Source organism: Pseudarthrobacter sp. BRE9, assembly GCF_031844305.1.
In the GTDB taxonomy this organism is placed as follows: Bacteria; Actinomycetota; Actinomycetes; order Actinomycetales; family Micrococcaceae; genus Arthrobacter.
The window spans coordinates 16,455-41,721 of record NZ_JAUZUY010000005.1 but is presented as its reverse complement, the minus strand read 5'-3'; the positions used below and the strand labels follow the sequence as shown (position 1 = coordinate 41,721).

The 25,267-nt window shown below is 65.9% G+C and carries 25 protein-coding genes; 20 read left to right on the top strand and 5 right to left on the bottom strand.

Annotated elements, in window-relative coordinates; genetic code table 11:
- Positions 1 to 25 precede the first annotated feature (25 nt).
- Complete coding sequence (locus Q9R31_RS11335) at positions 26 to 949, top strand: YihY/virulence factor BrkB family protein (RefSeq protein ID WP_311262830.1); 924 nt, start codon at positions 26 to 28, stop codon at positions 947 to 949.
- 51 nt (positions 950 to 1,000) lie between these two features.
- Here Q9R31_RS11335 and Q9R31_RS11330 read toward each other — a convergent pair whose 3' ends face one another.
- From Q9R31_RS11330 to sdhC, 5 genes are all read right to left on the bottom strand, one after another.
- Positions 1,001 to 1,774 carry an alpha/beta hydrolase gene (locus tag Q9R31_RS11330; RefSeq protein WP_311262829.1) on the bottom strand — a complete coding sequence of 258 codons (774 nt, stop codon included), beginning with the start codon at positions 1,772 to 1,774 and terminating at the stop codon, positions 1,001 to 1,003.
- A 90-nt stretch (positions 1,775 to 1,864) separates the two neighbouring features.
- Positions 1,865 to 2,647 carry a succinate dehydrogenase iron-sulfur subunit gene (locus tag Q9R31_RS11325; protein ID WP_134164564.1) on the bottom strand — a complete coding sequence of 261 codons (783 nt, stop codon included), beginning with the start codon at positions 2,645 to 2,647 and terminating at the stop codon, positions 1,865 to 1,867.
- Position 2,648: 1 nt separating this feature from the next.
- On the bottom strand, positions 2,649 to 4,448 hold the full coding sequence (sdhA, locus tag Q9R31_RS11320) for a succinate dehydrogenase flavoprotein subunit (RefSeq protein ID WP_311262828.1): 1,800 nt from the start codon (positions 4,446 to 4,448) through the stop codon (positions 2,649 to 2,651).
- A gap of 108 nt (positions 4,449 to 4,556) precedes the next feature.
- Entirely contained in the window at positions 4,557 to 5,018 is a 462-nt protein-coding gene (locus Q9R31_RS11315) for a succinate dehydrogenase hydrophobic membrane anchor subunit (protein WP_142030605.1), read from the bottom strand.
- A gap of 3 nt (positions 5,019 to 5,021) precedes the next feature.
- Entirely contained in the window at positions 5,022 to 5,402 is a 381-nt protein-coding gene (gene sdhC, locus Q9R31_RS11310; protein WP_081620212.1) for a succinate dehydrogenase, cytochrome b556 subunit, read from the bottom strand.
- Positions 5,403 to 5,681: 279 nt separating this feature from the next.
- On the opposite strand from sdhC, the gene Q9R31_RS11305 reads away from it, so the two are divergent.
- The 19 genes from Q9R31_RS11305 to Q9R31_RS11215 all read left to right on the top strand — a co-directional run bounded on the left by Q9R31_RS11305 (position 5,682) and on the right by Q9R31_RS11215 (position 25,267).
- Positions 5,682 to 6,815 carry a mannose-1-phosphate guanylyltransferase gene (locus Q9R31_RS11305; RefSeq protein WP_311262827.1) on the top strand — a complete coding sequence of 378 codons (1,134 nt, stop codon included), beginning with the start codon at positions 5,682 to 5,684 and terminating at the stop codon, positions 6,813 to 6,815.
- Positions 6,816 to 6,913: 98 nt separating this feature from the next.
- Positions 6,914 to 8,131 carry an amidohydrolase gene (locus Q9R31_RS11300; protein WP_311262826.1) on the top strand — a complete coding sequence of 406 codons (1,218 nt, stop codon included), beginning with the start codon at positions 6,914 to 6,916 and terminating at the stop codon, positions 8,129 to 8,131.
- 145 nt (positions 8,132 to 8,276) lie between these two features.
- A complete protein-coding gene (locus Q9R31_RS11295) occupies positions 8,277 to 8,711 on the top strand; it encodes a MarR family transcriptional regulator (protein WP_311262825.1) in 435 nt (144 codons plus the stop codon).
- Positions 8,712 to 8,754: 43 nt separating this feature from the next.
- Positions 8,755 to 9,186, top strand: coding sequence for an organic hydroperoxide resistance protein (locus Q9R31_RS11290; RefSeq protein ID WP_311262824.1), 432 nt, complete (start codon positions 8,755 to 8,757; stop codon positions 9,184 to 9,186).
- The gene (locus Q9R31_RS11285) at positions 9,183 to 10,199 is read left to right on the top strand and encodes an NADP-dependent oxidoreductase (RefSeq protein WP_311262823.1); all 1,017 of its coding nucleotides are present in this window, start codon (positions 9,183 to 9,185) and stop codon (positions 10,197 to 10,199) included. Before Q9R31_RS11290 ends, Q9R31_RS11285 begins: the two co-directional genes overlap by 4 nt.
- Before the next feature lie 255 nt (positions 10,200 to 10,454).
- Entirely contained in the window at positions 10,455 to 11,567 is a 1,113-nt protein-coding gene (locus tag Q9R31_RS11280) for a BMP family ABC transporter substrate-binding protein (protein ID WP_311262822.1), read from the top strand.
- Between the two features lie 224 nt (positions 11,568 to 11,791).
- Positions 11,792 to 13,387, top strand: coding sequence for an ABC transporter ATP-binding protein (locus tag Q9R31_RS11275; protein WP_311262821.1), 1,596 nt, complete (start codon positions 11,792 to 11,794; stop codon positions 13,385 to 13,387).
- A complete protein-coding gene (locus tag Q9R31_RS11270; protein WP_311262820.1) occupies positions 13,380 to 14,777 on the top strand; it encodes an ABC transporter permease in 1,398 nt (465 codons plus the stop codon). Before Q9R31_RS11275 ends, Q9R31_RS11270 begins: the two co-directional genes overlap by 8 nt.
- Positions 14,774 to 16,294: an ABC transporter permease gene (locus Q9R31_RS11265; RefSeq protein ID WP_311262819.1), complete on the top strand. Its 1,521-nt coding sequence runs from the start codon at positions 14,774 to 14,776 to the stop codon at positions 16,292 to 16,294. Before Q9R31_RS11270 ends, Q9R31_RS11265 begins: the two co-directional genes overlap by 4 nt.
- A 5-nt stretch (positions 16,295 to 16,299) precedes the next feature.
- Positions 16,300 to 16,725: a cytidine deaminase gene (locus Q9R31_RS11260; RefSeq protein WP_311262818.1), complete on the top strand. Its 426-nt coding sequence runs from the start codon at positions 16,300 to 16,302 to the stop codon at positions 16,723 to 16,725.
- On the top strand, positions 16,722 to 18,038 hold the full coding sequence (locus Q9R31_RS11255; RefSeq protein ID WP_311262817.1) for a thymidine phosphorylase: 1,317 nt from the start codon (positions 16,722 to 16,724) through the stop codon (positions 18,036 to 18,038). Before Q9R31_RS11260 ends, Q9R31_RS11255 begins: the two co-directional genes overlap by 4 nt.
- A 6-nt stretch (positions 18,039 to 18,044) precedes the next feature.
- Entirely contained in the window at positions 18,045 to 18,674 is a 630-nt protein-coding gene (locus Q9R31_RS11250) for a VTT domain-containing protein (protein WP_311262816.1), read from the top strand.
- 134 nt (positions 18,675 to 18,808) lie between these two features.
- Positions 18,809 to 19,537 carry a DedA family protein gene (locus Q9R31_RS11245; protein WP_311262815.1) on the top strand — a complete coding sequence of 243 codons (729 nt, stop codon included), beginning with the start codon at positions 18,809 to 18,811 and terminating at the stop codon, positions 19,535 to 19,537.
- A 53-nt stretch (positions 19,538 to 19,590) separates the two neighbouring features.
- On the top strand, positions 19,591 to 20,727 hold the full coding sequence (locus Q9R31_RS11240; RefSeq protein ID WP_311262814.1) for an adenosine deaminase: 1,137 nt from the start codon (positions 19,591 to 19,593) through the stop codon (positions 20,725 to 20,727).
- A 76-nt stretch (positions 20,728 to 20,803) separates the two neighbouring features.
- The gene (locus Q9R31_RS11235; RefSeq protein WP_311263025.1) at positions 20,804 to 21,394 is read left to right on the top strand and encodes a MazG nucleotide pyrophosphohydrolase domain-containing protein; all 591 of its coding nucleotides are present in this window, start codon (positions 20,804 to 20,806) and stop codon (positions 21,392 to 21,394) included.
- 117 nt (positions 21,395 to 21,511) lie between these two features.
- Entirely contained in the window at positions 21,512 to 22,792 is a 1,281-nt protein-coding gene (gene eno / locus Q9R31_RS11230; protein WP_311262813.1) for a phosphopyruvate hydratase, read from the top strand.
- A gap of 149 nt (positions 22,793 to 22,941) precedes the next feature.
- On the top strand, positions 22,942 to 23,625 hold the full coding sequence (locus Q9R31_RS11225) for a septum formation initiator family protein (RefSeq protein WP_311262812.1): 684 nt from the start codon (positions 22,942 to 22,944) through the stop codon (positions 23,623 to 23,625).
- A 26-nt stretch (positions 23,626 to 23,651) separates the two neighbouring features.
- Complete coding sequence (locus tag Q9R31_RS11220) at positions 23,652 to 24,323, top strand: DUF501 domain-containing protein (protein ID WP_311262811.1); 672 nt, start codon at positions 23,652 to 23,654, stop codon at positions 24,321 to 24,323.
- On the top strand, positions 24,320 to 25,267 hold the full coding sequence (locus Q9R31_RS11215; RefSeq protein ID WP_311262810.1) for a Ppx/GppA phosphatase family protein: 948 nt from the start codon (positions 24,320 to 24,322) through the stop codon (positions 25,265 to 25,267). Before Q9R31_RS11220 ends, Q9R31_RS11215 begins: the two co-directional genes overlap by 4 nt.

Genomic DNA, 25,267 nt, shown 5'->3' with positions numbered 1-25,267 from the left:
CAGGACCGGACTGTTGCCGGGCCTGATGGCCACGATCCAATGGCTGCAGGCCAAGCTCAACACCCTGCGTCCGATGCGGGCGTTTCAGCACTACAACCTCCAGCACGGCCCCTTGCTGAGCGCGGGCATCGGGTTCCGGATGTTTTTCTCCATCACAGGCCTCCTGACTACCGGCTTCTCAGTTGCCGGGCTTGTCCTCAGGAGCCAGCCCGCCCTGCTTGACACCATTATTGCCACCGTGGCGCAAAGTGCCCCGGGCCTCCTTAAGGTCGGTAACGGGGAAGGTCTGGTGGACCCGAAGGACCTCCTGAACCCGGACGGCCTCGGCTGGACCGCTGTGATTGCCGCCGGGGTCACCGTCATCACGTCGCTGGGCTGGATCAACGGCATAAGGGACGGACTGCGCGGCGTCCTGCAGTTGCCTCCGCTGGTGGTCAATCCCGTCGTGATGAAGCTGCGCGACGCGGGCACCCTGCTGCTGCTGGGCGTCGCCCTGGTGATCAGCGCCGGTGCTTCGCTGGTGTTCGGAACGCTGGCCGGGTGGGTGGCGGATTTCCTGCATCTCAGCCCTGCCGTTGCCGGTCCGCTGACCACTTCCGTCAAGATCGTTGTTCCGCTTGTCCTGAACTGGGTCACGGCACTGATCATGTTCCGGCTGGCCGCGGGGCTGAAGCTGTCCCGCCGGGCACTGGTCGAAGGGACTGTCCTGGCTGCTGTGGGCACCACCATCCTGCAGATCTTCAGCACCGAGCTCCTTGGCGGTGCCAGCCGCAACCCCATCCTGGCGCCGTTTGCCATCATCATCGGCCTGCTCATCTGGTTCAACCTGGTCAGCCAGGTCTACCTTGTCGCGGCGGGCTGGGCGGCCGTCCGTGAGGCGGACCTGGACTCCGGCACCGCCCCGCGCAAGACGATCCTCGGGGCCCGGCGGACGACGCCACAAACCTGACGTGCAAGCAGGCCCGGCCGCGCCGCCCTGGCCCGGCGCGGGCTGCGGGTGTCAGGCAGGTGCCGCGTCGAGGTACTGGTCTGCCCACGCCGCGATGATCCGCGCCGCCCGGGCGGCCTGGCCCTTGCCGGTCAGGAGGTGGTCGCTTCCTTCAAGGGACACGAAGTTCCGGGGATGCCGGGCAGTCTGAAAGATGGTGCTGGCATTCTCGATCCCCACGGTGTTGTCCGTGGGGGAGTGCAGCACCATCAGGGGCTTGTGGAGCTGTTTGATGCAGTCCGTCAGGTCCGCGTTCTCCAGGTCCTCCACGAAGTGCCGGCGAATCTCCACCCGCTTGCCGCCCAGGTCCACCTCCGCGCTGCCCTCGCTCAGGATCCTGTCCAGGGCGGCATCGAACACATGGGCCACGTGCTTGGGGGAGAACGGCGCGCCCACGGTCGCAACGGCGTCGAGCTCCGGAATCTCCCGCGCTGCCGCCAGCACCGCGGCCCCGCCGAAGGAGTGGCCCACCAGCAGGGAGATCTCCTTCCCCTCGCTGCGCATGAACTCCGCGGCCTTCACCGTGTCCGCCACCTTGTGGCTGAATGAGCCGGCGGACCATTCCCCGGCCGATCCGCCCAGGCCCAGGTTATCGAAGCGCAGCATGCCGATGCCGCTGTCCGCCAGCGCCTTGCACATCCTGGCTGCGGAGGGACTGTCCTTGCCCAGCGTGAAACCGTGCGAGAAGACGCCCCAGCCCTTCACGGGGCCCTCCGGGACGTCAATGATGCCGGACAGCATCTCGCCGGTGGAACCGGCGAAGGACACTTTTTCGGAACGGGACAAGGAGGAACCCTTTCTGCCGAAACGACGACGGCGCCCCCACCACGTGTGGTGAGTGACGCCGTCGGCCGCTGTATCTGTTGGTGAATGCGCCTAGATCTTGCGGGCCAGGATGGCCTGCTTGACCTCCGCGATGGCCTGCGTGACCTGGATGCCGCGGGGGCATGCCTCGGAGCAGTTGAAGGTGGTGCGGCAGCGCCACACACCTTCCTTGTCGTTGAGGATCTCCAGGCGCATGTCACCGGCATCGTCACGGGAATCGAAGATGAAGCGGTGCGCGTTGACGATTGCGGCGGGGCCGAAGTACTGCCCGTCCGTCCAGAACACCGGGCAGGAGGACGTGCACGCGGCGCACAGGATGCACTTGGTGGTGTCGTCAAAGCGCTCACGGTCCTCGGCGGACTGGAGGCGCTCCCGGGTGGGCTCGTGGCCCTTGTTGATCAGGAAGGGCATGACCTCGCGGTACGACTGGAAGAAAGGCTCCATGTCCACGATCAGGTCCTTCTCCACCGGCAGGCCCTTAATGGGCTCCACCGTGATGGGCTTGGACGTGTCCAGGTCCTTCAGCAGCGTCTTGCAGGCAAGGCGGTTGCGGCCGTTAATGCGCATGGCATCCGAACCGCAGACGCCATGGGCGCAGGAGCGGCGGAAGGACAGGGTACCGTCCATCTCCCACTTGACCTTGTGCAGGGCGTCCAGGACACGGTCCGTGCCGTACATGGTCAGGTGGAAATCATCCCAGGTGGCTTCCTCGGAAACTTCCGGGTTGTACCGGCGGACCCGCATGTGGACGTCAAACGTGGGGATTTCCCCACCCCCGCCGACGCCGGCAGGAAGTTCAACCTTTGAGGCTGGCTCAGCGATTTCAGCGGTCATCTTAGTACTTCCTCACCATCGGCTCGTAGCGGGTAAAGACAACCGGCTTGGTGGCGAGGCGGATGCCGGCGATTGATTCCGCCGACCCGTCAGCCGGCGCATGGTCATCCTTGTACGCCATGGAGTGCTTCATGAATTTTTCGTCGTCACGCTCGGGGAAGTCCTCGCGGAAGTGTCCGCCGCGGGATTCCTCACGGTGCAGGGCGGCCACGGTCATGACCTTGGCCAGTTCCAGCAGGAAGCCGAGTTCAACGGCCTCGAGCAGGTCCAGGTTGAAGCGCTTGCCCTTGTCCTGGACGTTGATGCGCTTGTACCGCTCCTCGAAGGATGCGATGTCGCGGAGCACCTGGTTCAGGGTGTCCGCCGTGCGGAACACCTGCATGTTGGCGTCCATCGTGTCCTGCAGTTCCTTGCGGATCTGCGCCACCTTTTCGTCGCCGGTGCCGTTGCGGGCAATGTCCAGCAGCTCGGTGGTGTAGCCCAGCGGGTTTTCCGGCAGCTCCACGAACTGGGCAGTCTTGGCGTATTCCGCGGCGGCGATACCGGCGCGCTTGCCGAACACGTTGATGTCCAGCAGGGAGTTGGTGCCCAGGCGGTTGGAACCGTGAACAGACACGCAGGCGACTTCACCGGCGGCGTAGAGGCCGGGGACCACGGTGTCGTTGTCCTGCAGGACCTCGGTGGTGATGTTGGTGGGGATGCCGCCCATGGCGTAGTGCGCGGTGGGGAACACGGGAACGGGTTCCGTGTAGGGCTCCACACCCAGGTACGTGCGTGCGAATTCGGTGATGTCCGGAAGCTTCGCGTCGATGTGCGCCGGCTCCAGGTGCGTGAGGTCCAGGAGGACGTAGTCCTTGTTCGGGCCGCAGCCGCGGCCTTCACGGACCTCGTTGGCCATGGAACGGGCCACGATGTCACGCGGAGCCAGGTCCTTGATGGTGGGGGCGTAGCGCTCCATGAAGCGCTCACCTTCCGAGTTGCGGAGGATGGCGCCTTCACCGCGGGCGGCCTCGGAGAGGAGGATGCCCAGGCCGGCGAGGCCGGTGGGGTGGAACTGGAAGAACTCCATGTCCTCCAGCGGGATGCCGCGGCGGAAGGCGATGCCCATGCCGTCACCGGTCAGTGTGTGGGCGTTGGAGGTGGTCTTGAAGACCTTGCCGGCACCGCCGGAGGCGAACACCACGGACTTGGCCTGGAAGACGTGCAGCTCACCCGAGGCGAGGTCGTAGGAGACCACGCCGGCAACCCGCTTCTGCTTGTAGGGCGTGCCGTCTGCGCGGACAGCGTCCTCTTCGACCGTCAGCAGGTCCAGGACGTAGTACTCGTTGTAGAACTCAACGTTGTGCTTAACGCAGTTTTGGTACAGGGTCTGCAGGATCATGTGGCCGGTGCGGTCCGCGGCGTAGCATGCACGGCGGACCGGAGCCTTGCCGTGGTCGCGGGTGTGGCCGCCGAACCGGCGCTGGTCAATCCGGCCTTCGGGCGTGCGGTTGAACGGCAGGCCCATCTTTTCCAGGTCGAGCACGGCGTCGATGGCTTCCTTGGCCATGACCTCGGCGGCGTCCTGGTCAACCAGGTAGTCGCCGCCCTTGACGGTGTCGAACGTGTGCCATTCCCAGTTGTCTTCCTCGACATTGGCAAGGGCTGCGCACATGCCACCCTGTGCGGCACCTGTGTGCGAGCGGGTGGGGTAAAGCTTGGTCAGTACTGCTGTGCGCGCACGCTGACCGGATTCGATCGCGGCGCGCATGCCGGCGCCACCGGCACCGACGATGACGACGTCGTACTTATGGACCTGCATACCAGACGCTCTTTCTCTCAAAATTCGCTATAAAACAACGGGGCGGCTTTGCCTGCTCCGCAAAACAGGGCCCGCGGAAAAGCCCGCGGGCCCGGGGTTGTGCCAGTGCTAGGCAGGGCAGAATCCACCCGGAAGGGCAACGCCGTTCACCACGGGGCACGGGTTGAAGGTGAAGATGACCAGCGTGCCCAGGAGGATGATGACGACGGCGGCGGCGTAGAGGACCGTCTTCAGCCAACGGCGGGTGGACGTCTTCTCGGCGTAGTCGTTGATGATGGTGCGGACGCCGTTGGTGCCATGGAGCATGGCCAGCCAGAGCATGGCCAGGTCCCAGAACTGCCAGAACGGATCTGCCCACTTTCCGGCCACGAAACCGAAGTCAATGGCGTGGATGCCTTCGCCCACCATGAGGTTCACGAACAGGTGGCCGAAAATGAGGACCACCAGAACAACGCCGGAGAGGCGCATGAACAGCCAGGCGATCATTTCGAAGTTGCCCCGGGAGCCGCCGCTGCGGCGGTACTGGGGGGCGATCCGCCCGCTGCGGGGGCTCTCGATCGTTGCAGTCATGGCTTAGTGACCTCCGAGGGCGAGGGACAGGTGGCGGATGGAGAAGGCGACCATGGTAACGACCCACAGGGCCAGGACAGCCCACAGCATCTGCCGCTGGTACTTGGCGCCCTTCTTCCAGAAGTCGACCGCAATGATCCGCAGGCCGTTGAAGGCGTGGAACACGATGGCGGCAACAAGGCCGGTCTCGCCCAGCGCCATCAGGGGGTTCTTGTAGGCGCCGATGACAGCGGTGTAGGCCTCCGGTGACACACGCACCAAGGAGGTGTCCAGGACGTGGACCAACAAGAAGAAAAAGATCACTACACCGGTAATGCGGTGTCCTACCCAGGACCACATGCCTTCACGGCCGCGGTACAAGGTGCCAGCTGGTTTTGTCGGCACTGATAAACCTCCCTGCAACACAGCGGCGCTGGCATGAGATCCATGCGGGGGGAACGCCTGCTGCGAGAGCACTCGTAGCTCAGGCCTAAATCTAGGCTCCGCTAACAGCTTATTCAATTTAGGAGTTTCTTGGTGCCCTGTACTGGTGCGGATTTTCCGTAAATATGAGACGAACACCACACGCCCGGGCCGCTGGTGCGCTGCTGTGTGTCAAGGAGTGCGGTTGTCCCGGCGGAGACCGCGGGAGCTTTGGCAGCCCTTCCGCTAAAGTTGGCTCTGATGAGTACAGACAAAGTGACAAGCCCGGCATCACCCCTTGACCGCTTCATTGCGGTGATTCCGGCAGGCGGAGTGGGGACCCGCCTCTGGCCCCTGTCACGTGCAGCAGCTCCCAAGTTCCTTCACGACCTCACCGGCTCGGGCAGCACCCTGCTGCGCGCCACCTATGATCGCCTGCATCCGCTGGCCGACAGCCGGATGCTGGTAGTCACGGGCAAGGCGCACCGCGAGGCTGTGTGCCGGCAGCTGCCGGAGCTCCAGGATTCGGACCTGGTCCTTGAATCCGAGCCCAAGGATTCCGGTGCCGCCATCGGCCTGGCCGCCGCCATCCTGCACGAGCGCGATCCGGACACCATCATGGGTTCGTTCGCCGCGGACCAGGTGATCAGCCCTGACAGCCTCTTCCAGCAGGCCGTTCGTGAGGCCATCTACACTGCCGCTGCCGGCAAGATCGTGACCATCGGCATCAAGCCGACACACCCCTCCACCGGTTTCGGCTACATCCGCTCCGGACAGGTCCTGCACATCGAGGGCGCGCCCAGTGCCCAGGACGTGGTGGAGTTCGTCGAGAAGCCCGACGAGGAAGTGGCCCAGCAGTACGTCGACAGCGGGAACTATGTGTGGAACGCCGGCATGTTCGTGGCCCCGGTGTCCCTGATGCTCAAACACCTTGAGGCGAACCAACCCGAACTGTTCCAGGGCCTGCAGGAAATCGCCCGCGCCTGGGACACGCCCGACCGTGACGACGTCACAGCCCGCGTCTGGCCAACCCTGCCCAAAATCGCCATCGACTACGCGGTGGCCGAGCCCGCCGCTGAAGCCGGTGACGTCGCCGTCGTGCCCGGTACCTTCCGCTGGGATGACGTCGGGGACTTCGCATCGGTTGGCCGCCTCAACAGCGCCAAGGAAGTGGACGACGTCACTGTTCTCGGTGAAGGCGCCCGCGTGTTCACCGAGAACTCAAGCGGCGTTGTGGTGACCGACACCAAGCGCGTGATCGCCCTGATCGGCATCCAGGACGTTGTCATCGTGGACACGCCCGACGCTTTGCTGGTGACTACCATGGCCAATTCCCAGCGGGTCAAGGCTGCCGTCGACGCGCTGAAGGCAAGCGGCGATACGGACGTCCTCTGATCGGTATCCTGCCGGCACAGCCCGGGCAGGCAGGACCGGGATGTAACGAGGCGTCAGTGAATGGGCACTCAGGCCAACACCCTCGCTAGAGTGAAACAGTGCGCAATTACACTACTGAAGCCGAGCCCACCGCCCTGGTGGCTCCCTGGCTCGAACCGCTGTTGCCGGAACTGATCGAATTCCGGCGGGACCTGCATGCGCATCCGGAACTGTCCTTCAAGGAATTCCGCACCACGGACAAGCTTGCCGAGCGGCTTGAAGCCGCAGGCCTGAGCCCGCGCCGACTGGAAGGCACCGGGCTGACGGTGGACGTTGGCGAGGGCCCCATCGCCACCGCGCTTCGCGGCGACATCGATGCCCTGCCCATCATCGAGGAGACCGGCCTGCCGTTCGCCTCGAAGAACCATGGCGTCACCCACGCCTGCGGCCACGACGTGCACACCACCACCATGCTGGGCATCGCCCTGGTCCTGCACCGGATGCACCAGGAAGCACCCCTTGGCGCCACCGTCCGGATCATCTTCCAGCCCGCCGAGGAGACCATGCCCGGCGGCGCGCATTCCTGCATTGAGCAGGGTGCCCTGGATGGCGTCCCGCGGATCCTCGCGCTGCACTGCGATCCCCGGATCGAAGTGGGCAAGGTGGGGACCCGGATCGGTGCCATCACCTCCGCATCGGACACCATCCGGATCGAACTGTCAGGCCGCGGCGGCCATACGTCGCGCCCGCACCTCACCGAAGACCTGGTGTTCGCGCTGGCCCAGATCGCCGTCAACGTACCGGCCGTGCTGTCCCGCCGGGTGGACGTCCGCAGCGGCGTGTCCGTGGTCTGGGGTCAGATCACCGCAGGCTCGGCACCCAACGCCATTCCCGGCAGCGGCTACATGGCCGGGACCATGCGCTGCCTGGACCGGGACGCCTGGCACGCTGCGGGTGAACTCCTTGACGAAGTGGTCCACCAGGTGGCCGCACCCTACGGCGTGGACGTCCACCTGGAGCACACCAGGGGAGTGCCGCCGGTGGTGAACTCCGAACACGAAACAGCCATCATCGAGGCTGCCGCCCGGGCTGAAATCGGCGAAAGCGCCGTAGTGCTGACGCCGCAGTCCATGGGCGGCGAGGATTTCGCCTGGTTCCTCGCGGAACTCCCCGGCGCCATGATGCGGCTGGGCACCAAAACACCGGGCGGCGAAGACTACGACCTCCACCGCGGCGATTACATCCTGGACGAGCGCTCCCTTGGCCTGGGCATCCGGGTCCTTACTGCAGCGGCGCTGCGGACCATCCGGGACCTCGAGCAGGTTCCGCTTCCGTAACTCTGTCCGGCCCCTGGATGCAACCGCCGGGCCCAGGCCGGAAAAGGCGCTGGCCGCCGTCGTGATAGGACGACGGCGGCACGCAAGGGGGGTTTCCCGCCTGACTTAAGTTGTGCACAACTTAGTTGTGCGTTATTGTTTCTACATGACCGAAGCACCCCGCCTGGACCGGCAAGTCTGTTTTGCGCTGTACTCAGCTTCCCGTGCCGCTACCGCCGTCTACCGGCCGGTCCTGGACGAACTGGGACTCACCTACCCGCAGTACCTGGTGATGCTGGTCCTCTGGGAAAGCGAACCCCGGGGCGTGAAGGAACTTGGCGGGGAACTGGGGCTGGACTCCGGCACCCTGTCGCCGCTCCTGAAACGCCTGGAAGCCCTGGGGCTCGTGGAACGGCGGCGCTCCGGCGAGGATGAACGCCGCGTCGCCATCCACCTGACGGCTGCCGGCCGGAACCTCAGCGGCCCGGCCAGCGCCATTCCGCAACGGTTGGCGGACGCCGCAGGCCTCTCCCTGGACGAACTCGAACAACTGCGGTCCACCCTGGGCAAGCTCACGGCTGCCCTGCACGAATCGCTGTGACCGGCGAATACTGCACCATCCCACCTATAGGACGGATTTTTTCGTGAAGACTCTCTACACCGCCGAGGCCCTGGCCTCGGGCGAAGGGCGCGACGGCGCTGCACGCAGCAACGACGGCAGGCTGGCAGTGGACCTCGCCAGCCCGGTCGAGCTGGGCGGCAGCGGCCAGGGCACCAACCCGGAACAGCTTTTCGCCGCCGGCTATGCCGCCTGCTTCCACTCCGCACTGCGCCTGGTTGGCCGCAAGGCAGGCGCCGACCTGTCGGATTCAGCGGTGGCAGCGAAAATCCACCTGGGGCAGCTGGACGGCGGAGCCGGCTTCGGGCTGGCCGCCGAACTGGAAATCGCCCTGCCGGCACTGGACCTCGCCACGGCCGAAGAGCTCGTGGCCAAGGCGCACCAGGTCTGCCCTTACTCAAATGCCACCCGCGGCAACATCGACGTCGACATCAAGATTCTGGAGTACGCAGCATGAGCACAGCCCTTGCAACCACCACCCGTGAAATCCGGCTGGCCTCGCGTCCCGTCGGGCGCCCCTCCAGCGCGAACTTCGAACTTGCCGAGTCGCCGCTGCCTGCGCTCGAAGACGGCCAGATCCTGGTGCGCAACCTCTTCATGTCCGTGGACCCCTACATGCGCGGCAGGATGAACGACGTCAAGTCCTACTCCGCACCGTTCGCCCTGGGCAAGGCGCTCGACGGCGGCGCGGTGGGTGAGGTGATTGCGTCCCGTTCGTCGGCACACCAGGAGGGCGACGTCGTCGTGCATTCCCTTGGCTGGCGGGAGTATGCGGTGGTGGACGGCACCGCTGCCACCCCGGCCCGTACTGATCTGGCGCCGGCGTCGGCTTTCCTTGGGGCACTTGGCATGACCGGCCTGACGGCGTACGCCGGCCTGCTGAAGGTTGCGGAGTTCAAGCCGGGGGACGCCGTGTTCGTTTCGGGGGCGGCCGGTGCGGTGGGCTCCCTGGTCGGGCAGATCGCCAAAGCCATGGGCGCCTCAAAGGTCATCGGCTCCGCCGGCTCGCCGGCCAAGGTGGCCCGGCTGCTGGAGCTGGGCTTCGACGCCGCGTTCGACTACCACGACGGCCGCGTGGTGGAGCAGTTGGAGAAGACGGCCGGTCCGGCGGGCATCGACGTCTACTTCGACAACGTGGGCGGCGAGCACCTCGAGGCGGCCCTGGCAGTCCTGAATGTGGGCGGCCGGGTGGCCATGTGCGGTGCCATCGCCCAGTACAACTCAACCGAACCCACTCCCGCACCCCACAACCTGATGCAGGCAATCGGCAAGCAACTCACCCTCCGCGGCTTTCTGGTGGGCGGGCAGCGGCAGCACGCGGCAGAGTTCGCGGAGAAGATGGCCGGCTGGCTGGCGGACGGCACCGTCCGCTACGACGAAACCATCGTGGACGGACTGGAGAACGCGCCGCAGGCGTTCATGGACCTCCTGGACGGCGCAAACACCGGCAAAATGCTGGTCCGGCTGTAGCTGCCACAATGACGCACAAGCAGTAGGGGCACCGCATTCCGCGGTGCCCCTACTGCTTGGTAACAACTTGTAAACAATCTCCGGGATGGGCTGCTGCCGTGCTATGGGGACGTGGCGCAGGCCACTAAAGTAAGTGGCATCAGTGCGCTCCGGCGCAGTGCTGCGTGCCTTCAGTGAAAACAGAATTTCAGCGCCGAAACGGACACTCATTGAATTCCAGCCCGTAGCGCCACTCGCATCATCCCTGGAGGAAAATTGAAGAATTCACTGCGTGCCAGCTTCAAGCGCGGTTCAATGGCCGGCGTGGCCACCCTCGGTGCGTCCGCTCTGCTGCTCACCGGCTGCGGGGCCGCACCATCTTCGTCCGGTCCCTCAGGGTCAGCGGCCAAGTCGGACTACACCGCATGCATGGTGTCCGACTCCGGCGGATTCGACGACAAGTCGTTCAACCAGTCCGGCTACGAAGGTCTTCAGAACGCTGTCAAGAACCTGGGTATCCAGGAGAAGCACGTCCAGTCCAAGGCTGACACCGACTACGATCCCAACCTGCGCTCCATGGTACAGCAGAACTGCAAGCTCACCGTCACAGTCGGCTTCCTGCTTGACAACGCCACGAAGACCATCGCCATGGCCAACCCGAACAGCCACTTCGCGATCATCGACGTCAACGACCCCACCTTCCCCAAGAACGTCAAGCCGATCGTCTACGACACGGCCCAGGCCGCGTTCCTGGCGGGCTATCTTGCGGCCGGAATGTCGAAGACCGGGAAGGTCGCGACCTTCGGCGGTATCAACCTCCCCACCGTCACCATCTTCATGGACGGCTTCGCCGACGGCGTCAAGTACTACAACCAGAAGAAGGGCAAGAACGTCCAGCTCATCGGCTGGGACAAGGACAAGCAGGACGGCACCTTCGTCGGTGACTTCAAGCAGGTGGACAAGGGCAAGGTCCTGACCCAGGGCTTCCTGGACCAGGGCGCCGACATCGTCCTCCCCGTTGCCGGACCCGTTGGCGGCGGCGCGGGCAGCGCGATCCTTGACGCCAAGTCCAAGGGCAAGGACGCCAAGCTCATCTGGGTTGACTCGGATGGCTACCTGACTGCTCCGGATTACAAGTCCGTGATCCTCTCCTCCGTGCAGAAGACCATGTCCACCGCTGTGGAGACGGTTATCAAGGACGACAAGGACGGCAAGTTCGACGCATCGCCCTACATCGGAACCCTCGCAAACGGCGGCGTGGCCCTGGCTCCGTTCCACGACCTCGATTCCGCCGTACCGGCTGACCTGAAGGGCGAACTGGACCAGCTCAAGAAGGACATCGTCTCCGGCACCGTCAAGGTCGAGTCGAAGTCCAGCCCCACCAAGTAAGCACAGAACCGCGGGGCGCGCTGCCCTTCCGCCGTTACCCCGGCCGAAGGGCAGCGCGTTCTGTTGTGCTGGCAACGTCCCGCCGGCAGCCATATGCCGGCGGTCTTTTGCCGGCCGCCTGCCCTGCCCAGGAACCACCCGTGACACTAGGCTGGGACTACCCGCTGCCTTGCCGCCGACAGCGCGCCGAAGCAGATCCATACACACACAGATTGGTTGGGGTTTTGAAACTCGAACTGAAAGGGATCACGAAGCGATTCGGGTCCCTGGTAGCCAATGACCACATCGATTTGGTCGTCGAACCGGGCCAGGTGCACTGCCTTCTGGGAGAAAACGGCGCAGGGAAATCCACCCTGATGAACGTGCTCTACGGTCTGTACGATCCGACAGAGGGTGAAATCCTGGTCGATGGCAAGCCTGTCGTCTTCAAAGACCCGGGCGAGGCGATGGCGGCCGGTATCGGGATGGTCCACCAGCACTTCATGCTCATCCCGGTCTTCACCGTGGCCGAGAACGTGGCGCTGGGCAATGAGACCACCAACGCGGCCGGACTGCTCAACCTGGAGGCCACGCGCGGGAAGATCCGCCGGATCTCGGACCAGTATGGGTTCGACGTCGACCCCGACGCCATGGTGGAAGACCTGCCGGTGGGCGTCCAGCAGCGGGTCGAGATCATCAAGGCCCTGGTTCGTGATGCCGAGGTGCTTATCCTTGACGAACCCACCGCCGTGTTGACGCCGCAGGAGACCGATGAACTCCTCGACATCATCCGGCAGCTGAAGCGCGACGGTAAGTCCATCGTTTTCATCTCGCACAAACTGCGTGAAGTCAAAGCCATCTCGGACACCATCACGGTCATCCGCCGCGGCAAGGTGGTAGGGCAGGCGGATCCCACAGCCTCTCCCACCGAGCTGGCCGCCGCCATGGTGGGCCGCACCGTGAGCCTGACGCTGGACAAGGCGCCGGCCAAGACCGGAGAGGTGACCTTCAAGGTCCGCAACCTCACCGTGACGGACCACAACGGCCAGCACGTGGTCGATGACCTGTCGTTCGACATCGCCAAGGGCGAAGTGCTCGCAGTCGCCGGAGTGCAAGGCAACGGGCAGACGGAACTAACCGAGGCGATCCTGGGTGTGCAGCCGCACGTGGCAGGGTCCATCATCCTCGACGGCGAGGAACTGCTGGGCAGGAGCGTCAAGCACGTCCTCGGTGCAGGCGTGGGCTTCGTCCCCGAGGACCGCACCCTTGACGGCCTCGTCGGCACGTTCACCATCTCCGAAAACATGATCCTGGACCTCTACGATAAAGCGCCCTTCGCGCGCGGCGTGGGGATGAAGCCTGGAGTGATTGCGGAGAACGCCGCCAGGAAGGTCGAAGAATTCGACGTCCGCACACCGTCCGTGTCCGCCCCTGTGGGCACGCTCTCCGGCGGCAACCAGCAGAAGGTCGTCCTGGCCCGTGAACTTTCGCGTCCGCTGCGCCTGTTTATCGCCTCGCAGCCAACGCGCGGGCTCGACGTCGGCTCGATTGAGTTTGTGCACCAGCGGGTCATCGCCGAACGCGACCACGGAACGCCGGTCATGATCGTCTCCACCGAACTGGACGAAGTGATGCAGCTGGCCGACCGGATCGCCGTGCTTTACCGCGGACGGCTGGTGGGGATCGTACCCGCCACCACGTCCCGCGACGTGCTGGGCCTCATGATGGCAGGCGTCCCGGCCGCAGAAGCCGAAGCCAGCGCCTCCGCCCACGCCCACAGCGGCACCACGACAGCCGCGGTATCGGAGCCTGCCGGCCACGAAGGAGAATCCCATGTCTGAGAAGACAACCCCGGAGCCACAGGCCAAAGGGCACAACCAGGCCACAGAGCCCGCGGACCTCCAGGTGCCCGGCGGCACCACCTCCGAGGCTGTGGCCTCCGATGTCGTCCTCGACACCGCCGGTGGCCAGATGCCCCCGTCCGCCGTTCCGGCAGCCTCGCAGCGGCACGGACGCGACCAGGACCGGGACGGCAGCGGATCCTTGCTGCACCGGATCTTCACGGGCAACGCTTTGGTGTCTGTGCTCTCAGTGCTGCTCGCGATCGTGCTCGGCGGCATCCTGATGGCTGTGACCAACCCCAAGGTCGCCGTCACGGCCGGCTACTTCTTCGCGCAGCCCGGGGACCTCCTGACGGAGGTTGTTCGTCCCTATGCTGCACTGGTGCAGGGTTCCATCTTCAACTGGGCCGGCGCCGACCTGGCAGCACAGCTGTACCCGATCACCGAGACCCTCACCGTCGCCACCCCGCTGATCTGCGCCGGGCTCGGCGTCGCGCTCGCGTTCCGCGCCGGCCTGTTCAACATCGGTGCGCAGGGGCAGATCATCTTCGGCGCGCTCTTCGGCGCCTACGTTGGCTTTGCCTGGCACCTGCCGATCGCCCTGCACCTGCTGGTCGTCATCCTGGCCGGCCTGGTCGGCGGCGCGGTCTGGGGCGGCGTCGTCGGCCTGCTGAAGGCCCGGACCGGCGCGCACGAGGTGATCGTGACCATCATGCTCAACTACATCGCCAACTTCCTGCTGCTGTTCCTGCTTACCACCCCGGCTTTCCAGCGCAAAGGTTCCACCAACCCGATCTCCCCGTTCCTCGACTCCACTGCGTTGTTCCCTGAACTGCTCGGCCCGCAATTCCGCCTGCACGCAGGCTTCCTGGTCGCGATAGCAGCCACCGCCTTCGTCTGGTGGCTGCTGAACCGCTCCACGATAGGTTTTGAGTTCCGGGCCGTCGGCGCGAACCCCAGCGCGGCCCGCACGGCCGGTATCAACGTCGCCCGCAGCACCATCCTGGTGATGGCGATCGCCGGTGCGCTCGCCGGCCTGGCCGGTGTGGCCCAGGTGTCCGGAACTGAAAAGTACCTGTCCGGCGGCGTCGCCGCCTCCATCGGTTTTGATGCCATCACGGTCGCGCTGCTGGGACGTTCGACGCCGTGGGGAACCTTCTTCGCGGGCCTGCTGTTCGGCGCCTTCCGCGCCGGCGGCGTGGCCATGCAGGCCCAGACGCAGACGCCGATCGACATCGTGCTCGTCATCCAGTCCCTGATCGTGCTGTTCATCGCAGCACCGCCGCTGGTCCGTGCGATATTCGGACTCAACCCCCGTAAGAAGAAGACCACCACGAGTGGGACAGCCGGTTCGCGTACCGGCGGCGTTAAGAGCGGAGCGGCAGCATGAGCGCCACGACACAATCTCCCGCCGGCAAGCAGCCCGGCACCGGCAAGGGGGCCGGCAGTACGTCCGGAGCCGGACGGAGCGGAGGCCCGGCAGGCGCAACGGAACTGGTGAGCTGGAAAGCCGGCATTGGCCTGGGCCTCCTCGCCGTCCTGGGCACCGTGCTGTTCGGGTTCCTGGCCAACACCAAATCCGCCGGGTTCCGGATCGCCGAGGCCCGCGACCCCAACGCCTCTTCCGCCGCAGCGTGGATCACCCTGGCCGTGGCGCTGGCTGCCGCCGCCTACGTCGGCTACCGCTGGATCAGCCAGCGGCGCGGGGGCGGGGGAGTGGACCGCTGGATTCCTGCCACCACCATCGCCGCCGTCGTCGTTCTGGGCCTGGCCGCCCTGGGCGTCGCCCGGGTAGAGAAGATTTCCGTGCCTTCGATGGCGCTGGGCTGGATCTGCTCCGTCCTCCTGCTTGCCCTGGCCGGCTACGCCTGCTTCCTGACGGTGCAGCGGCGGCGCACCCCCGGCTGGCTGGGCGGTATCTTCGCGGTGGTCTTCCTGGTTGGGTTCATGACCTGGATCGTCGCGGGCGGCCGTGACCCCGAGCCGGCCATTTCCCTCGCTGGGCTCATGGCCGGTGCCGTGACCCTGGCCGTACCCCTGGTGTTCGGTTCACTGTCCGGTGTGCTGTGCGAACGGGCCGGTGTGGTCAACATCGCCATCGAGGGCCAGCTTCTCCTCGGCGCGTTCTCCGCCGCCGTCGTGGCCACCGTGACCGGAAACGTCTACCTGGGGCTCATCTCTGCCGCCGTCGCCGGCGCACTCGTGTCCCTGGTCCTGGCCGTGGTGAGCATCAAATACCTCGTCAACCAGATCATCGTCGGCGTCGTGCTCAACGTCCTGATCAGCGGACTCACCAGCTTCCTGTTCTCCACCCTGCTCACAGCGAACCCGGAGCAGCTGAACAAGCCCGGCCGGCTCCAGGCAGTGGATATCCCGTTTCTGGCCGACATCCCGGTCATCGGCCCCATCCTGTTCCGCCAGTCCCTGGTCGGCTACCTCATGTACGTGGCAGTGATCGTGGTCTACGTCGGGCTGTTCCACACCAAGTGGGGCCTGCGCGTACGCGCCGTGGGTGAACACCCGCAGGCGGCAGACACGGTGGGCATCAACGTCAACCGGACCCGCTTCATCAACGTCCTCATGGGCGGCGCGATCGCCGGAATCGGCGGTTCCTTCTTCACCCTGGTGTCGGTGGACGCGTTCAGCAAGGACATGTCCGGCGGCCGCGGCTACATCGCCCTTGCCGCCATGATCTTCGGCCGCTGGAATCCCATCGGGGCGTTCCTGGCCGCGTTGCTGTTCGGATTCGCCGACAACCTGCAGAGCATCATCACCATTATCGGCTCGCCGGTGCCCAGCCAGTTCATGGCGATGCTGCCCTACGCCCTGACCGTCATCGCGGTGGCAGGCCTCGTGGGACGGTCCAGGCCGCCCGCGGCCGACGGCATACCGTACGTCAAGGGCTGACGGCCGTGGACAACGCGCAACGGGTGGACAACACGCACTTGGTGGACTGGGCAGCCCTCGAGGCCGCCGCGGTCGCGGCCATGAAGAATGCCTACGCCCCGTACTCAAAGTTTCCGGTGGGGGCAGCCGCCCTCACCGCGGACGGCCGGATCGTCAGCGGCTGCAACGTCGAAAACGCCAGCTATGGGCTGACGCTCTGCGCGGAATGCGCCCTGGTGGGGAACCTGCACATGACCGGCGGCGGCCTGCTGCGCGCCTTCTACTGCGTTGACGGGGAAGGGAATGTCCTCATGCCCTGCGGCCGGTGCCGCCAACTGCTGTATGAATTCCGGGCCCCGGACATGCAGCTCATGACCACCCAGGGCATCAAAACCATGGACCAGGTGCTGCCCGACGCCTTTGGTCCCGAACACCTGGAGGAGACCCGGTGACCGAGAGCAAAACCGAGGCGTTCGACGCCGTCGACATCATCCGCACCAAGCGGGACAAGGGAACGCTGAGTCCGGAACAGATCGACTGGACCATCGACGCCTACACCCGCGGAGCAATCGCGGATGAGCAGATGGCGGCCCTGAACATGGCCATCCTGCTCAACGGCATGGACCGCGCCGAGATTGCCCGGTGGACCGCCGCCATGATCGCGTCCGGCGATCGGATGGACTTCTCCAGCCTCCGGCGTCCCGACGGGGGCCTGAAGTACACCACGGACAAGCATTCGACCGGCGGTGTGGGGGACAAGATCACCCTGCCGCTTGCCCCGCTGGTGGCAGTGTTCGGCGTGGCCGTTCCGCAGTTGTCAGGCCGGGGGCTGGGACACACCGGCGGAACCCTGGACAAGCTGGAATCCATTCCGGGGTGGCGGGCCAACCTTTCCAATGAGGAGATCCTGGCCCAGCTCCAGGATGTGGGGGCGGTGATCTGCGCCGCCGGTGCAGGCTTGGCGCCCGCAGACAAAAAGCTCTACGCCCTGCGCGACGTTACCGGCACGGTGGAAGCCATTCCGCTGATCGCGTCGTCCATCATGAGCAAGAAGATCGCCGAGGGCACCGGATCGCTGGTCCTGGACGTCAAGGTGGGCAGCGGTGCGTTCATGAAGGACGAGGCCAAAGCCCGGGAACTCGCCGAGACCATGGTGGCCCTCGGCAAGGACGCGGGCGTTAACACGGTGGCCCTGCTGACCAACATGAACACTCCGCTGGGCCTCACGGCGGGCAACGCCATCGAGGTGGAGGAATCCCTGGAGGTGCTGGCGGGCGGCGGCCCGGATGACGTTGTGGAGCTGACCGTCCGGCTCGCCGGGGAAATGCTCGCCTGCGCAGGAGTGCACGACGTCGACCCCGCCGCTGCCCTCAAGGACGGCCGGGCCATGGACGTCTGGAACCGGATGATCGCGGCCCAAGGGGGCGACCCCCGCGCCGCGCTGCCCGTGGCCAGGGAATCCGACGTCGTCTACGCCCCCGCAGACGGTGTGCTGGTGGAACTGGACGCGCTCGCCGTGGGCGTGGCCGCGTGGCGGTTGGGCGCTGGACGTGCCCGCAAGGAGGACGCAGTCCAGGCGGGAGCGGGAGTGCGGATGCATGCAAAGCCCGGCGCCACCGTGCGGGCCGGGGAGCCCCTGATGACCCTGCTCACGGACACTCCGGAGCGGTTTGCCCGTGCCAGGGAAGCCCTCGAACACGCCGTGGTCATTGCCCCGGAAGGTTCCCGGCCAGCCCACCAGCTCATTATTGACCGCATAGCATAGGCACCAATGCAGGCCATCAATGACTTCATCCTCGCCGCAGCCGGTCAGCCCTGGGTCCTTGTCCTGGTGCTGGCCTGCTGCGTCATTGACGGCTTCTTCCCGCCCGTCCCCAGCGAATCCGTGGTGGTGGGCCTCGCCGCCGTAGCCGCCACCGCCGATATTCCCAACCCGCTGCTCCTTGCCCTGGTGGCGGCTGCGGGTGCCTTCTCCGGTGACAACATCGCCTACCTGCTGGGCCGGCGGGTGGGCACAACGCGCTGGGCCTGGATGCGCGGGCCGCGCATGCAAAGCGCGTTCCGCTGGGCGGGCCGCGAGCTGCGGAGGCGGCCGGCCTCGCTGATCCTGGTGGCCCGCTTTGTCCCGATCGGCCGGGTGGCGGTCAACCTGACGGCCGGGGCCACCCACTATCCACATCTGCGGTTCGTGGGCCTGACCATCCTTTCAGCCAGCCTCTGGGCCGGCTACTCGGTGGCAATCGGGCTCTTCTTCGGCCAGTGGTTCGAGGACAACCACGTCCTCGGAGCGGCAATCGCCATCGTCTGCGCAGTGGCACTGGGCATCGTGGTGGACCTCGTGATCAACAAATTCCGGGGCAAACCTAACGTCGTGGAACGGATCAGGGAACCCGGCGCCTGACCCGCGCGTTTGAAGGTGTAATTCCGGGCATTGGGGCGTAGCGGACTGCGCCCCCCGCGTGGGACACTTAGGAACGATTTCCGCTTTGGCTGCGGCACTTTGGCTGTGTCATTTTTATACAGGAGCAACACCGCGTGGAGTTTATTAATGAGGCCGTGCTCCATGCAGCGGGCCAGTGGTGGATTTACCCCGTCCTGCTGGTGTTCTTCTTCGTGGACGGCTTCGCCATGGTGGTCCCCAGCGAGACGCTTATTGTGGCGCTGGCGGCGTTCTCCCGGCACAGCGGTGAACCCAATCTCTGGATCCTGGGCCTTACGGCCCTGATCGGCGCCATCTGCGGCGACAACATGGCCTACATGCTCGGCCGCAAGATCGGACTGGACCGGTGGGGGTGGATGCGCCGGCCCAAGGTCCGGAAGGTCTTCGCCTGGGCACGGTATGAGCTGGAAAAGCGGGGCGCCGTCCTGATCTTCACCGCGCGGTACATCCCCTGGGGCCGGGTTGCCGTCAACTACGTCGCCGGCAGCACCGGCTTCTCGCACCGCAGGTTCTTCGTCTTCGACGCCTTCGCCTGCGTCACCTGGGTGGGCTACTCACTTGGCATCGGCGTGCTGGCCAGCTCCTTCCCCTGGCTGCACCACAACCCCCTGCTGAGCGCGGGCATTGCGGTAGTGTTCGCGATTGTCCTGGGCATCGTCATCGACCACCTTCTGCGCTGGTGGCACAAACGGCTGGGCCGGCATGACGCACCTGATGCTGACGACGGGTGGAGCGATGAAACCTCAGGGTCCGCCCAAGAGGGACGCCCCGGCACACAGGCCCTCGTGATGCCGTCGGCGGAGGCCGGTCCCGCGGTCAAGTAGCGGCTGGTTTTGAACGGCTGGCTTTGAATCCCGCCCCACCCTAAGGTGGGAACGTGACTGAGCCCATTGTTGACGCTGCCCCTGCCATCGATTTTGACCTGAAGAGCCTGCCCAAGGTTTCCCTTCATGACCACCTGGACGGGGGACTCCGTCCGGCCACCATCATCGAACTCGCGGAGGCCGTTGGCCACACGCTCCCTTCGACTGACCCGGTAGCCCTGGGGCAGTGGTTCCGGGAATCAGCGGATTCCGGATCCCTGGTCCGCTACCTGGAAACGTTCGACCACACCGTTGCCGTGATGCAGACCTATGACGGCCTGTTCCGGGTGGCCAAAGAATTCGTCGAGGACCTCGCCAACGACGGTGTGGTGTATGGCGAAGTCCGCTGGGCCCCCGAGCAGCACCTCCAGAAAGGCCTCAGCCTTGATGAAGCCGTGGAAGCAGTCCAGGACGGCCTGGAGGCAGGCGTCGAAGCTGTGTCCGAAAGCGGCCGCGAAATCCAGGTGGGCCAGCTGATCACCGCCATGCGGCACGCCGACCGCGGCCAGGAGATCGCCGAACTGGCTGTCCGCCACCGCAACAAAGGCGCGGTGGGCTTTGACATCGCCGGGGCCGAGGACGGCTTCCTGCCCAGCCGCTTCAAGGACTCCTTCACCTACCTCGCCCAGCACAATTTCCCCGCCACGGTGCACGCAGGCGAGGCCGCCGGGCTGGACAGCATCCAGTCAGCGCTGGTGGATGGCCGCGCCCTGCGGTTGGGACACGGCGTCCGCATCGCCGAGGACATCATGGTCGAATTCGACGACGACGACGACGCCGGCGACACCGTGGGCCTGGTCACGCTCGGGGACCTCTCCAGCTGGATCCGCGACCGCGGCATCGCCCTGGAAATTTGCCCCTCCTCAAACCTCCAGACGGGTGCAATCGCGGCATTCGGTGACGGCATCGAAAGTCACCCGCTGGACATGCTCTACCAGCTGGGCTTCAACGTCACCATCAACACTGACAACCGCCTGATGAGCGGCGTCACCCTGACCGACGAGTTCAACCTGCTGGTGGAAACCTTCGACTACGACCTCGACGACCTGCTGGAGCTGACCCTCAACGCGGCCGAGGCATCCTTCCTGCCCCTGGAGGAAAAGGAAGCGCTGGTGGAATACATCAACGACGCCTACGCCAACCTTGGCTAACGAGCAGGACGCTGCCAGCTCCCCGGTAGGGGAGCTGCAGTGGGTCCTTGCATCCCTGCGCGAGCACTGTCCCTGGATGGGCGCCCTGACCCACGCTTCGCTCGTGGAGTACCTCCTGGAGGAGGCATACGAGGTGGCCGAGGCCATTGAGGACGGCCACCCGGACGAGGAGCTCCGCAGCGAGCTGGGCGATGTCCTGCTCCAGGTGGTGCTGCATGCCCGGCTGGCCGAGGAGCGCGGCGCGTTCACGTTCGACGACGTGGCGCGCGGCCTGGGTGCCAAGATGATCCGCCGGAACCCGCACGTCTTCAAACCCGACGGCTCTTTGCAGGACAGCTTTCCCGCAACAGTCGAGGAGATAGAGCAGAAGTGGGATGCGGTCAAGCGGGCCGAACGCCCGGAGCGGCTTAATGCCTTCGAAGGCATTCCGGACGCCCTGCCTGCGCTTGCCAAGGCCCACAAGTCGCTGGACAGGGCCGCCCGCGCGGGCCTGGCGCTCCCCGAGGGGGCTCCCGTTCCCCAAGGCGAGGATGAACTCGGAACCCTGCTGCTCGCCGTCGTACGTTCCGCCCGTGACAGCGGCATGGATGCCGAGCGCGCCCTGCGTGCGGCGGTCCGCCGCTACCAAAGCGACCCCGGTGATCAAAATGGTCCCGCAGCATCATGACGTCCCGGCCCCGGCCGGTTTGAGTAACCCGGAGCACTCTCGACTACGCTAGTCCCTGACGAGTACGTCGAGTTTTCTGCCTGATTCCCCCGTTAATCGCCCATAAGGAGCAAATTCATGGCGCTTATCGATGCCATCCACGCCCGCGAGATCCTCGATTCCCGCGGCAACCCAACCGTAGAAGTTGAAGTCCTGCTTTCGGACGGCCAGATCGGCCGGGCGGCGGTTCCCTCCGGCGCTTCCACCGGTGAGCACGAGGCCGTCGAACTGCGCGACGGCGACAAGGGCCGCTACCTCGGCAAGGGCGTGCAGAAGGCCGTCGACGCCGTGATCGACCAGATCGCCCCCGCCCTGACCGGCTTCGACGCCACCGACCAGCGCAGCATCGACCAGGCCATGCTGGACCTGGACGGCACCCCCAACAAGGGCAAGCTCGGCGCCAACGCGATCCTGGGCGTCTCCCTGGCTGTCGCCAACGCCGCCGCAGCCTCCGCTGACCTGCCGCTGTACAAGTACCTGGGCGGCCCGAACGCACACGTCCTGCCCGTGCCGCTGATGAACATCCTCAACGGTGGCTCCCACGCCGACTCTGACGTCGACATCCAGGAATTCATGATCGCCCCGATCGGCGCCGAAACCTTCTCTGAAGGCCTGCGCTGGGGCGTTGAGGTGTACCACAACCTCAAGTCCGTCCTGAAGGAGCAGGGCCTGTCCACCGGCCTGGGCGACGAGGGCGGCTTCGCGCCGAACCTGCCGTCCAACCGCGCGGCACTGGACCTGATCCAGGAAGCCATCAAGAACGCCGGCTACACCCCGGGCAAGGACATCGCGCTCGCCCTGGACGTGGCATCCTCCGAGTTCTTCAAGGACGGCGCCTACCAGTTCGAAGGCAAGTCCCTGTCCGCCAGCGAGATGAGCGCCTACTACGCCGAGCTCGTGGCCGACTACCCGCTGGTTTCCATCGAGGACCCGCTGGACGAGAATGACTGGGAAGGCTGGAAGACCCTCACCGACGCCATCGGCGACAAGGTCCAGCTGGTTGGTGACGACCTCTTCGTCACCAACCCCTCCATCCTGCAGCGCGGCATCGACACCAGGACCGCCAACTCCCTGCTGGTCAAGGTCAACCAGATCGGTTCGCTGACCGAGACCCTGGACGCCGTCAGCCTGGCCCAGCGCGCCGGCTACACCACCATCACCTCGCACCGCTCCGGCGAAACCGAGGACACCACCATCGCCGACATCGCGGTGGCCACCAATGCCGGCCAGATCAAGACCGGCGCCCCTGCCCGCTCCGAGCGCGTTGCCAAGTACAACCAGCTGCTGCGCATCGAAGAGGAACTGGACGACGCCGCCCGCTACGCCGGCCGCAGCGCGTTCCCGCGTTTCAAGGGCTAGTAACCGCCTAAACCCATCCGCGGTGGCTATGGTTGAAAGACCATAGCCACCGCTGTTGTTTCAGCAGCATTGTTGCAGCAGTGTTTGTCCAGCGTTGTTTGTCCAGCACAGATAGTGGCGGCCCAGGCAGGCTGCGTTTCAGGAGTGTCATGGCTACCCGCCGCCCCAAAGTTCCCAAGGTTGCCCCCGCCCGTCCACCCAGGGAAACGGCCGACGACGGACCCTCCGGCGGTGCCGAGGTCATCCGGGCGGATTTCCGTCCGGGCAAGGGTGGGGCGGCCACGACGGACACCCCACCTGCCGGCGATACCCGAAGGCGTGGAACTGCGGGCCAGGCCCCCGGTAAGGCGGGGGAGGCGGCGAGGGCCAGGCCCTCGGCCGGACGCAAAGGCAGCAGCTCCCATGACGGCAAGGACGCCCGGGCCGCCGACGAGGAACAGCACCCCGTCCCCGCCAAGGCGTTCTCCGGCCGCATGCTGGCCCTGGCCGTGGTGATGATCGCCATCACCATCATGCTGGCTCCCACGGTGAAGATCTTCTTCGACAAGAAAGCCGAAATCGACGCGCTGAACGCCGATATCGCCGCACGCCAGGCCGAAGGCGACGCCCTCCGGCAGCAGGTTTCGCGGTGGCAGGACCCCAACTACGTCAAACAGCAGGCCCGCGACCGCATTAACATGGTTATGCCGGGCGAAACTGGCTACTGGGTTTTTGGCAGCGATGAGCCGGCCGGAGAAAGCAGTAGCCCCGCCGGCGCAGCAGCACAAGACCCCGCCGATCTGCCGTGGGTGGATTCCCTGTGGGAGTCCATCAGGCGCGCGGCCACAGACTGAACCGCACAGGAAGGACGGCCCGCGACATGGAACACAACACGGCAGCCGCCCGGGACGAATCCCGCCAACCGACAGCACACGACCTTGAAGTACTGAGCAGGCAGCTGGGACGTCCCGTCCGCGACGTCGTGGAGATTCCGGCGCGCTGCGTCTGCGGAAACCCGCTTGTGGCCGCCACCGCACCCCGCCTCAGCAACGGCACCCCTTTCCCCACCACCTTCTACCTGACGCACCCGGTGATCACGTCCGCGGTTTCCAGGCTCGAAGCGGCAGGCGTCATGAACAGCATGAATGACCAGCTGGCAGGCGACGCCGGCCTGGCAACCGCCTACCGGTCAGCACACGAGGAGTACCTGGCGGCCCGTGCGGCGATCGGCGAACGTTCAGGCATCGGCCCTGTGCCTGAAATCGACGGCGTATCCGCCGGCGGGATGCCCACGCGCGTCAAATGCCTGCACGTCCTGGTGGGTCATTCCCTCGCGGCGGGCAGCGGCGTGAATCCCCTGGGTGACCAGGCGCTCGAAATGATCAGTGAATGGTGGACCGCGGACAGGTGCTACTGCGACGGTGCCTGGGACACCACCGGCGAGGCGCCGTCCAGGGACCTCAGCCGGCACGGACCACAGGGCCTGCCCGGTATCGTCGGACGCCCTGCCCCTGCGCGGAAGTCCGCGGACGCCACGGAGGCCGCCGAATGACCCGCGTGGCCGCCATCGACTGCGGCACCAACTCCATCCGCCTCCTGATCGCGGACATCCACCGCCGCAACGGCAGCGCAGCCCTTACCGACGTCGTCAGGGAGATGCGTGTCGTCCGCCTGGGCCAGGGCGTGGACGCCACGGGCGAGCTGGCCCCGGAGGCGCTGGAACGGACCTTCGCCGCGACGGCCGACTACGCCCGCCTCATCAAGGAGCACGGCGCAGAGCGCATCCGTTTTGTGGCCACCTCCGCGAGCCGCGATGCGCGCAACCGGAACGTCTTCGTGGACGGCATCAGGGACCTGCTGGGAGTGGAACCGGAGGTTATCACCGGGGATGAGGAAGCGGCATTGTCCTTTGCCGGAGCCAGCAGTGTCCTGCCCATCCTGGACGGCCACCAGGTGCTGGTGGTGGACCTCGGCGGCGGAAGCACCGAGTTCGTCCTGGGCACCGCCGCCGGGGTCACCGCAGCGAAGTCCGTGGACATCGGCTGTGTCCGCCTGACCGAACGGCACCTGCGCGAGGATCCTCCCACCGCTGAACAGATCGCTGCCGCGGAAGCCGACGTGGACGCTGCCATCACCCGCGCCGGACGCGACGTGCCGCTGGAACGCGCCACCGCCGTCGTCGGCGTTGCCGGGTCCGTCACCACCATCACCGCCCATGCGCTCCGCCTGCCGGAATATTCACCGGACGCAATCCACGGAGCTGTGCTGCCCATCGGGGAAGTGCGCGCCGCCGCCACTGACCTGCTGTCCATGACGCGGGCGCGCCGCGCCGCGCTGCCGTACATGCACCCCGGACGTGTGGACGTCATCGGTTCCGGGGGACTGGTGTGGCGGCGCATCCTGGAACGGATGGGGGAGCTGAGCGGCGGAAGGATCACCGAGGCCACCGCAAGCGAGCACGACATCCTTGACGGCATCGCGCTGAGCATCGGTTAG